This is a genomic window from Spirillospora sp. NPDC052242 (genome assembly GCF_040679555.1).
Classification (GTDB): Bacteria; Actinomycetota; Actinomycetes; order Streptosporangiales; family Streptosporangiaceae; genus Spirillospora.
In genome coordinates, this window is the sequence record NZ_JBFAUZ010000098.1 from 1 (window position 1) to 9893 (window position 9893).

At 71.1% G+C, this 9893-nt stretch carries 7 protein-coding genes and 1 tRNA gene; 1 reads left to right on the plus strand and 7 read right to left on the minus strand.

Going from position 1 to position 9893, the window contains the following annotated elements; genetic code table 11:
• Positions 1-67 precede the first annotated feature (67 nt).
• From pknB to AB0L25_RS40610, 7 genes are read right to left on the minus strand one after another with little or no spacing between them, the layout of a single operon-like run.
• Positions 68-1894 carry a Stk1 family PASTA domain-containing Ser/Thr kinase gene (pknB, locus tag AB0L25_RS40580; RefSeq protein ID WP_500178936.1) on the minus strand — a complete coding sequence of 609 codons (1827 nt, stop codon included), beginning with the start codon at positions 1892-1894 and terminating at the stop codon, positions 68-70.
• Between the two features lie 29 nt (positions 1895-1923).
• Positions 1924-3567: a serine/threonine-protein kinase gene (locus AB0L25_RS40585; protein ID WP_500178938.1), complete on the minus strand. Its 1644-nt coding sequence runs from the start codon at positions 3565-3567 to the stop codon at positions 1924-1926.
• Positions 3564-5036, minus strand: coding sequence for a penicillin-binding transpeptidase domain-containing protein (locus AB0L25_RS40590; RefSeq protein ID WP_500178939.1), 1473 nt, complete (start codon positions 5034-5036; stop codon positions 3564-3566). Before AB0L25_RS40590 ends, AB0L25_RS40585 begins: the two co-directional genes overlap by 4 nt.
• Before the next feature lie 10 nt (positions 5037-5046).
• Positions 5047-6633: an FtsW/RodA/SpoVE family cell cycle protein gene (locus AB0L25_RS40595; RefSeq protein ID WP_500178941.1), complete on the minus strand. Its 1587-nt coding sequence runs from the start codon at positions 6631-6633 to the stop codon at positions 5047-5049.
• A complete protein-coding gene (locus AB0L25_RS40600; protein ID WP_500178943.1) occupies positions 6630-8240 on the minus strand; it encodes a Stp1/IreP family PP2C-type Ser/Thr phosphatase in 1611 nt (536 codons plus the stop codon). Before AB0L25_RS40600 ends, AB0L25_RS40595 begins: the two co-directional genes overlap by 4 nt.
• Positions 8237-8746 carry an FHA domain-containing protein FhaB/FipA gene (locus tag AB0L25_RS40605; RefSeq protein ID WP_500178944.1) on the minus strand — a complete coding sequence of 170 codons (510 nt, stop codon included), beginning with the start codon at positions 8744-8746 and terminating at the stop codon, positions 8237-8239. The genes AB0L25_RS40600 and AB0L25_RS40605 overlap by 4 nt, the downstream gene beginning before the upstream one ends.
• An 11-nt stretch (positions 8747-8757) precedes the next feature.
• Entirely contained in the window at positions 8758-9510 is a 753-nt protein-coding gene (locus AB0L25_RS40610; RefSeq protein ID WP_500178945.1) for an FHA domain-containing protein, read from the minus strand.
• Positions 9511-9638: 128 nt separating this feature from the next.
• On the opposite strand from AB0L25_RS40610, the gene AB0L25_RS40615 reads away from it, so the two are divergent.
• Positions 9639-9721: transfer RNA gene (locus AB0L25_RS40615), tRNA-Leu, on the plus strand.
• Positions 9722-9893: the final 172 nt, after the last annotated feature.

A 9893-nucleotide genomic window follows, 5' to 3' on the forward strand; every position in this document is an offset into this window, starting at 1 on the left:
GCCGGGGCCCCCCCCCCCCCCCGGGCCGGGGGGCCCCCCCCCCCCCCCCGCGTCCGGTCGCCGTGCGTCAGTCGTTGCCCGGCGGCCAGCCCGGAAGGCTGGGACCGCCCGGGGTGGGCTGCGTCGGGGTCGGGTCCGGCTCCTTCGCGATGAAGATCGTGACCGTGTCGCCGGGGGCCACGGTCGCGTTCGCGCCGGGCGACTGCTGGTAGACGAACCCGATCGAGACCTGCTTGTCCGGCGGCGCCACGCCCTCCTGGACGTCGACCTTCAGCCCGAGCTCCTCGAGCCTGGCCTCGGCGGCGCGCTTGCTGCTGTTGAACAGGTCCGGCACCTTGATCGTGCTCGGGCCGTTCGACACGTACACCGTGACGTCCGACTTCACCGGCGCCTGCGAACCGGCGGGCGGGTCGGTGCGGATGACGTTGCCGCGCGGCACGTCGTTGCTGGTGGCGATCCGCCGCTCGGGGTCGAGCTGGAGGTCCTTGAGCGCGCTCTCCGCCGCCGACGCCGGCTGCCCGGCCAGGTCGGGGATCGTGACCTGCTTCGGCGGCCGCTTGCCCTCGGAGACGACGAGGTTGACCGTGGAGCCCTCCTCGACCTGCGTGCCGGGCTTCGGGTCCGTCGACATGACGGCGCCCTTCTCGACCTCGTCGCTGTACTCCGTGGTCGTCTCGCCGACCTTCAGCTTCGCCTGGGTGAGGGCGGTCTCGGCGTCGTCGGCGGACATGCCGACGATGCTCTGCGGCACCGCGACCTGCACCGGCTTCTCATCCTCGGGGCCACCGCTCATGAACCAGCCGATGAGGGCCGCGCCGCCGATGAACACGACGGCGAGCGCCGTCCACAGGGCTACCTTCTTGCCGGTGCCGCCCCGCTCGGGCCGGTCGTCGTCGTAGTGGACGGGCGGGAGGTACGGGTCGCCGTACCCGTCGTCCACCGGCCGCTGCATCTGGGTGTGCGGCGGGCCGGCCGGGTAGGCGCCCATCACCTGGGTGCCCTGCGGCGGCTGCGACCCCAGCATCATGGTGGACGCCGCCGTCGACGCGACGGGCTGGCCCTGCAGGACCCGCTGGATCTCCTGCCGGAACTCCGTCGCGTTCTGGTACCGGTTGTCCGCCTCCTTCGCCATCGCCTTCAGGACCATCGCGTCGGCCCACTGCGGGATCTGCGGGTCGATCTGGGACGGCGGGACGGGCTCCTCCCGGACGTGCTGGTAGGCGATCGCGACCGGGGAGTCGCCGGTGAACGGCGGCCGTCCGGTCAGCAGCTCGTACAGCACGCAGCCGGTGGAGTAGATGTCGCTGCGGGTGTCGACGCGCTCGCCGCGGGCCTGCTCGGGCGACAGGTACTGGGCGGTGCCGATCACCTGGGCGGTCTGCGTCATGGTGGCCGCGGAGTCGGCCATCGCGCGGGCGATGCCGAAGTCCATGACCTTGACCTCGTGATTGCGGGTGAGCATCACGTTGGCGGGCTTGATGTCGCGGTGCACGATCCCGCCGCGGTGGCTGTAGTCCAGCGCGCGCAGGATCCCGTCGGTCACCTCGAGGGCCTTCTCCGGCACCAGCGCGGTGTTCTCCCGCAGGAGGTCGCGCAGGGTGCTCCCGTCCACGTACTCCATGACGATGTACGGGATCGGGGTGTCGCCGATGACGTCCTCGCCGGTGTCGTACACGGCGATGACCGAGGGATGGTTCAGGGACGCGGCGGACTGCGCCTCGCGCCGGAACCGGGCCTGGAACGTGGGGTCGCGCGCCAGGTCGGACCGGAGGGTCTTCACGGCGACGGTGCGGTCGAGACGCAGGTCCCGGGCGCGGTAGACCTCGGCCATACCGCCACGCCCGATCACCGAATCGAGTTCGTAGCGGCCGCCGAGCAGCCGAGGTTGACTCATATGTGCACTTTCCCTCGTACGTCTACACCTTAGTTCCCCGAACCTAGCCCGCCGCTCACGGTGGCGGAGGGATCTGGGGTCGGAGTTGACGGACTCGTGGTGACGTCCGTCGGCGACGGTGTCGGCTCGGTGTCGGTGGGAGTCGCACCGGGCGTCGTGGTGGTCGGCTTACGGGTCGGTGACGCGCCGCCCGCACCCGGGGTCGACCGGGACGGCACAGGCGTCGTCGGACGGATCCTATGCGTCTCGTGTCGATTCGTGACAGGGGGCACGGGTCTGCGGTCCTGGGTCGTCGGCTGGGGGGTCGGCGGCGTCGGGACTGCGGACGGTTCGATCTCGTCCTCACCGGCCGGGACGAACGTGGACGTCTCGGCCGGGGAGCGTCCGTCCCCCGCGGAGTCGGCGCCGCGCCCGACCCAGAACGTGCCGAACACGATGGCGCCCACGAGGATCACGGCGGCGATCGAGCTGAACGCCAGTGCCGTGCGACGCTGCCCGGGCACTGTCCCGTCCGAGAGGTTATCCGGACCGCCGCGCGCGTCAAATCCCGACATAGGGGCCGTAGGGCGCTTCGGGGGCGCGGTCGGGCGCCCGCGGGCGGGTGCCACGCGCCGTGCACGGGCCGGTCCGCGCGCGCGTGAGCCGCGCCGCTTCGCGCCCGTCCGGGACGCCCCGCGCCCGCCGGACGCCACGGGGGTCCCGGGCGCGGCGGGTGCCGGCTGTGCGGCGGACGTCCGGGCGGCCGGGGGCGTCCCGAACACGCTCGTGGTGCCGCCGGGGCGGGGCGCGGCATGCGCGCCGGTCGTCCCGGGGGCCGCGGGCGTTCCGGGCAGGTCGGCGCGGAGCGTCCGTCCGGTGCTGAGCGACGCCCGGATCCGCAGCGCCCGGTCGGCGACGGCCGTCGCGCTCGGCGGCCGCTCCTCCGGGTGCTTCGCGAGCATCTCCATGATGAGCGCGCGCGCCGGGTCGGGGACGCGCGAGGGCAGCGGCCGGGGCGCGTCCCGGACGTGCTTCAGCGCGACCTCGACCGGGGTGGCGCCGTCGAACGGCGGCGCCCCCACCAGGCACTCGTACGCCACCACGCCCAGCGAGTACAGGTCGGCGGCCGGGGTCAGCTCGCCCGCCGACGCCTGCTCCGGCGAGATGTAGTGCGCGGTGCCCATGACCATGCCGGTCTGCGTCTGCGACGCCTCCGCGAGCCGCCGCGCGATCCCGAAGTCGGTCAGCTTCAGCGTCCCGTTCGGGGAGATCATCAGGTTCGCCGGCTTCACGTCGCGGTGCACGATCCCCGCGTCGTGCGCCGCCGACAGCGCCCGTCCCGCCTGCACCAGCAGGTCCAGGACGGCCTCCAGCGGGAGCCCGCCGTCCCGGGCGAGGATCTCGTCGAGCGGCTCGCCCGGCACCAGCTCCATCACCAGGTACGTGCGGCCGTGCTGCTGGCCGAAGTCGAACGCCTGCGCGATCCCGTCGTGCCGCAGCGCCGCGGCGAACCGGCCCTCGGCCTCGAACCGCCACCGGGCCCGCGCGTCGTCGTCCAGCTCGACGCGCAGCAGCTTCACCGCGACGTCCCGGCCGAGCTGCTCGTCCCGGGCGCGCCAGACCTCGCCCATCCCGCCGGTGGCCAGCCGCTCCAGCAGCCGGTACCGGTCGTTCAGGACGAGGCCCGCGCTCACTGCTTCAGCACCTGCGCCATGATCTCCGCGGCGATCGGCCCGGCGGCGGTGCCGCCCGAGCCCGAGCCCTCGGTCATGACGGCGAACGCGTACTTCGGGTCCTCCATCGGGCTGAACCCGACGAACCAGCGGGCGTTGGGGAAGGGGGTCTGCTCGGCGGTACCGGTCTTACCGGCGATGTTCCGGCCCTGCAGGTTGGTCGCGGTGCCCTCGGTGACGACGCCGCGCATCCAGTCCTGCAGCTCCTTCGCGTCGCCCTCCGACATCGCCTTCTTGTACTCCTGCGGGTCGGCGCTGTAGACCTCGCTCTGGTCCTGCGCGCGCGCCTTCTCCACCAGGTACGGCTTCATGATGACGCCGTTGTTGGCGACCGCCGCCGCCACCATCGCCATCTGCAGCGGCGTGGACCGCACGTTCTCCTGCCCGATGCCGGACCGGGCCGTCGCGTCCTGGCCGGTCTTGATGACGTTGCCCTCGGCGTCGGTGACCTCCACGGGGACCGAGCTCTCGGCGGCGAAGAAGTTCGGCTCGATCTCGACCCGGTCGCCGAACCCGAACTTCTCGCTGCCGTCGTGCAGCTTCTGGATGGTGAGCTCCATCGCCATCCGGCCGAACGAGCTGTTGCAGGACTCGACGAACGCGGCCCGCAGCGGCGCGCGGCCGCCGCAGGCGCCGTTCTCGTGCGAGTCGGGCAGCGGACGGTTCGACTCCGGCAGGATCAGGTCGCTGGTGTCGACGGGGGTGTTCGCGTCCATCCCGTCCGCCAGGCCCAGTGCCGCCATCAGGATCTTGAACGACGAACCGGGCGGGAACGTCTGGCTGAGCGCGTTGTCGATCAGCGGACGCTGCACGCCCTCGCCCTTCGCGAGCTGCTCCAGCCGCTTCGCGCCCTCGTCCGACCGCGGGTCGTTCGACACCTCGTTCGGGTCGAACGACGGGTACGACGCCGCGACCTTGATCGCGCCCGTCTCCACGTCCATGACGACCGCGCCGCCGCGGCGGCCCGGCGCCGTCGCCCGCTTCAGCTGCTCGTACGCGGTGCGCTGCGCCCGCGGGTCGATGGACAGCTCCAGGTCGGCGCCCTCGGCCTCCTTGCCGATGAACGTGTCGAACCAGCGCTGGTTGGTGATCCTGCTGTCGTCGCCCGACAGCAGCGCCGAGTACGCGTTCTCCACCTGCGTGGCGCCGCCGCGGAAGTAGCCGGTGACCGGGGAGAAGATCGGCCCGTCCTTGTAGACGCGGCCGTACTCCTCCTCGTCGATCTCCTTGGACGACACCAGCACCTCGCCGCCCGCGCTGATCTGCCCGCGCGGCGTCTTGAAGATGTCGGCGTACAGGCGCGGGTTGTTCGCGTCGGTGCGCAGATCCTCGGCCTGGCTGCCCTGCATGTAGTTGACCTGAGCCATCAGGGCGAAGATCAGCAGCAACGCGAAGATCGCCACGCGCCGGATCGGCTTGTCCATGTTCATGGGCGGCGGATCACCTCGTGCTCACGATCTGGGTCATGCCCTCGTCCTGGATCGCCTGCGGGGCGGGCTTGCGGGCGTCATGGCTCATCCGTACCAGGATCGCGATCAGGATCCAGTTCGCCATCAGCGACGAACCGCCCTGCGACAGGAACGGCGTCGTCAGACCCGTCAGCGGGATCAGTTTCGTGACACCCCCGACGATGACGAACACCTGGAGCGCGAGGACGAACGACACGCCGCCCGCGAACATCTTCAGGTACGGGTCGCGCGCCGCGACGGCCGTCTTCATGCCGCGCTGCACGATCAACCCGTAGATGAGCAGGATCGCCATCAACCCCGTCAGGCCCAGCTCCTCGCCGAGCGAGTCGATGATGAAGTCGCTGAACGACAGCGGCGTCCGCCACGGCTCGCCTTGGCCGAGACCCGTGCCGAGCACGCCGCCCTCGCCGAGCGCGAACAGCCCCATCATCAGCTGCCGGCTGTCGGCGTACGCGCCGCCCAGCTCGCCGCAGGCGGCGAAGCCCGGCGAGATGACGCCCTCGACGTCGTGCTTCTGGTAGATCTCGGTGTTCGGGTTGACCGGGACGACCTCGCCGCTCTCCAGCATGCAGCCGCCGTCGAAGTACGGCTGCGGGTTCTGCCAGATGCTGATGCGCTGGTCGACGTGGCCCATGAACGGCAGCTGCATCGCGACGAACACGCCGACCACCAGCAGCCCGATGCCGATGACGATCCAGGAGAACCGCTGCGTCGCGATGTACAGCATCGACACGAACAGGCCGAAGTACAGCAGCGCGGTGCCGAGGTCCTTCTGCAGGAACAGGACGCCCAGGCAGAAGAACCAGATCACCATGACCGGCCCGAGGTCGCGGGCGCGGGGCAGGCTGAACGGGCCGATCTTCTTGCCGATCAGCGACATCGCCTGCCGCTTGTTCACCAGGTAGCCCGCGAAGAACGCCACCAGCATCAGCTTCGCGAACTCTCCCGGCTGGACCGACATCGGCCCGACCTTGATCCACACCCGGGCGCCGTTGAGCTCCATGCCCAGGCCCGGCATGATCGGCAGGATCAGCAGGATGATCGCGCCGAGGCCGATCAGGTACGTGTAGCGCTGCGCCGTCTTCGGCGTGAACGACAGCGGGGCGTCCGACTTCTGCGTGTCCCGCATGATGAGGATCGCCGCGACGAACATCGCGATCCCGACGAACGTCCACATCAGCTGGCCGGGCGCGTCCGCCTCGTCCGTCAGCACCTCGCCGCCGGCCCGCGCCGCGGCCTTCCAGTCGGCGCTGGTCTCCAGGTCGAGCCGGTAGATCATCGCGAGGCCGAGGCCGTTCAGCGCCACCGCCAGGGGCAGCAGCAGCGGGTCGGCGTACGGCGCGAACTTCATCTGCACGAAGTACGCCGCGACCGCCAGCACCGCGAGCCCGCCGCCGTACCCGAACAGCCCCGCCGGGATGCTTCCGTCCCGCGCGAGGCCAACCTCCGCGAACGCCGACAGCGTCAGGACCATCGCGAAGACGAGCAGCACCAGGGACGCGGCGTTCCGCCGCTGGTACGGCAGCCGCGCCCTGATCTGCTCCCCGAGCGAACTCACCTGGGCGTCCCCCCATCGGACGGACAGCCCTGGATGTTCGAGTCGCCCCTCTTGCAGGCGTCCCGGCGGTCGCCCAGCTCCAGCAGCTTTGTCTGCGCCTCATGCTCCCCGGCGAACACCAGCTTGTTCTCGGTCACCGCCGCGGCGTCCTCGGCGGGCAGCTCGCTCACCCGGATCTCACTGCCCCTGAGCTTCGTCTGCTCGCAGTTCTGCTGGCCGGCGCCCTTCATGATGACGACGTTGCCGTTCTCCGCGGTCAGCACGTACTTGCAGACGCTCTGCTGGAGCTTCTGCACGGCCGCCGGGCCCTCCACCGTGTAGGTCTCCTCGACCTGTCGGCGCTGCGCCTGCGGCAGGTCCTCCAGCAGGATCGGCGGGTTCGGCTGGTCCTTCGCGGCGGCCTTGCGGGACAGGTCGAGCCCCGGCACGTCCTGCGGCGTGCCCCGGAACAGGACGACCCGTCCGTTCTCCGCGCCGATGTAGTAGCCGCTCTTCACGTTCTGCAGCAGCACGAAACCGCCGGCGCCGATCCCGAGGACCACGACGCCCGCGACCACCAGCAGCCACGCCCACCTGCGGACGCCGCCGCCCCGCCGCGCCTTCGCCGGCGCGGCCTGCGGCAGCGCGCCCGGCGGCGGCATCTGGTCGGGCATCGGGTCGGGCATCGGCTCGCCGACCGGCTCGGCCGCCGCCATCGGCGGCGGCATCTCGTCCACCGCCACCGGCGGCTGCGGCCGCGTGTCGCGCAGCTGCGCGGCCCGTCCCGCCGGCGTGTCCGCGGGGCCCGCCGGCATCGTCGTCCCCGGGCCGCCGGGCGGCTCCGGCGGCGACGCGTTCGCCGCCGCCCCGACCGCCTGCCCGGGCCCGCCCGTCGGCGGCTGCCGCTCCAGGTCGACGACGTCCGCCACCACGCACGTGATGTTGTCCGGGCCGCCGCCCCGGTTCGCGAGGTCGATGAGCTGCCGGACGGCCTGCTCCGGCTCGTCCACGTCCGTCAGGACCTGGAAGATGGTCTCCGCGGTGACGACGCCCGACAGGCCGTCCGAGCACAGCAGGTACCGGTCGCCGACCTGGGCCTCCCGCAGCGACAGGTCCGGGTCGACCTCGCCGCGCCCGTCCAGCGCGCGCAGCAGCAGCGACCGCTGCGGGTGCGACGCGGCCTCGTCCGGGCTGATGCGCCCCTCGTCCACCAGGGACTGGACGAGCGTGTGGTCGTGCGTGATCTGGAACAGGCTGCCGTCGCGCAGCAGGTACGCCCGCGAGTCGCCGATGTGGACGAGCGCCACCTGGTCGCCCGCCCACAGCATCGCCGTCAGCGTCGTGCCCATGCCCTGCAGCGCGGGATCGGACTCCACGATCCGGTGCAGGTTGTCGTTCGCGGCCTTGACCGTGTGCTCGAGCGCCGCCAGCAGCTCGTTCGCCGGCAGGTCCTTGTCGAGCCGGCGCAGCGCCTCGATGGCCGCGGCGCTGGCGATCTCCCCGCCGACGTGCCCGCCCATCCCGTCGGCCACGGCGAGCAGGTGCGCGCCCGCGTACGCCGAGTCCTCGTTGCCCTCGCGCAGCATGCCGACGTCGGAGCGCGCGGCGTAGCGGATTCCCAGAGTCATTTGCGCAGCTCGATCACGGTCTTGCCGATACGGACCGGAACGCCCGGCGGCACCGGCATCGGCCGGCTCACCTTCGTGCGTCCGAGGTAAGTCCCATTGGTCGAGCCGAGATCTTCCACGATCCACTGACCGTCCTGGGCGTAAATCCGTGCATGTCGGCTCGAAGCGTAGTCGTCGGTCACGACCAGTGTCGCGTCATTCGCCCGGCCGATGGTGATAGGCACCCCGGTGAGGTCGATGACGGTTCCCGCCCGTTCGCCCTGCACGACGACGAGCTTCGTCGGCGCGCCCTGCTGGGCGCCGCCGTGCGCCGGCGGCGGCTGCGGTGCGCGCGGCGGGCGCGCCGCCGCCTTCTGCGGTCGCGGCGCCGACGCGCGCGAGGCCGCTCGCGTCGCGGCCTTCGAGCCGAACAGGTCGGCCCTGATCACACCGACGGCCGCGATGACGAAGAGCCAGAGCACCGCGAGGAACGCCAGCTTGATCAGCGTGAGGGTGAATGGGGACATCGGAGTCGGGGTTACTCCCTATCGCGGCGGAACACGAGTGTGGTCCGGCCCATCGTGACCCGGGACCCGTCGACCAGCGTCACCCGCCGGATCGGCTGCCCGTTCACGAAGGAGCCGTTGGTCGACCCTAGATCCACGAGCACGATTTCGGGACCTTCTACGCGGATCTCGGCATGGTGCCGTGATACGCCCGGATCGACAAGGCGCAGATCGCAGTCGGTGCCACGGCCGAGCAGGGTCACGGGCGTGTTGATCTCGTACGTCCGCTGGGTGGCGTCGGCGCCCTCCACCGCCGTCGTCACCAGCAGCCGCGGGTGGCCCCCGAAGACCCCGCCGCCGCTCTGCGGCATGTTGCTCGACGAGCCGCGGATCTCCCCGCCCTCGACCGTCGAACCCCTGATCACGCCCGACCTGATCCGGAACATGCCCGTGGCCAGATCGTCAGTGTTCTCGAACCGGACGCGCACCGGACCCACGAAGGAGTACCCCTGCTCCTTCGCGTACTCCCGGGCCAGGTTCGCCAGCTCCTGGCTCAGGCTGTCCGCGTAGACCTGCAGCCGCTGCCCGTCCTGCTGAGAGATGTCGACGACGAAGTCGTTCGGAACCAGCGTGCGGCCCTGCGCCACGATCGCCGCCCGATCGTCCATCTCGCGCTGCACAGCACTGGCCACCTCGACCGGCTGCAGCTCAGACTTGAAGGCACGGGCGAAGGCCCCTTCGACCATGCCCTCGAGCCGTCGCTCGAAGCGCTGAATGACGCCCACGGGCACCTCCCTTCCCCACTGGTAGACGATCGTATCGGTGCAAAGGTTCGTCTGAAGTATCGAGTTGTCAGAGCACTGCTCCGTACGTGCTAGCCTTTTCGAGCACCCGGAGACGGGACGACACTCGCGGGCGAGTGGCGGAACGGCAGACGCGCACGGTTCAGGTCCGTGTGTCCGAGAGGATGTGAGGGTTCAAATCCCTCCTCGCCCACTCGAAGACTAGAAGCAGTGTGGTCGGAGCCTTGCGGCTCCTTCCCCACTGCTTCTCGTCATTTTACCCGGGGGGCGACCCCCGGACCCCCGATGTGGGGGGGGCGCCCCCCCCCCCCCCAAACGAAAAAGACAACCGATAAAAAAAAACAACCGCGAAGAAAAATCGTATT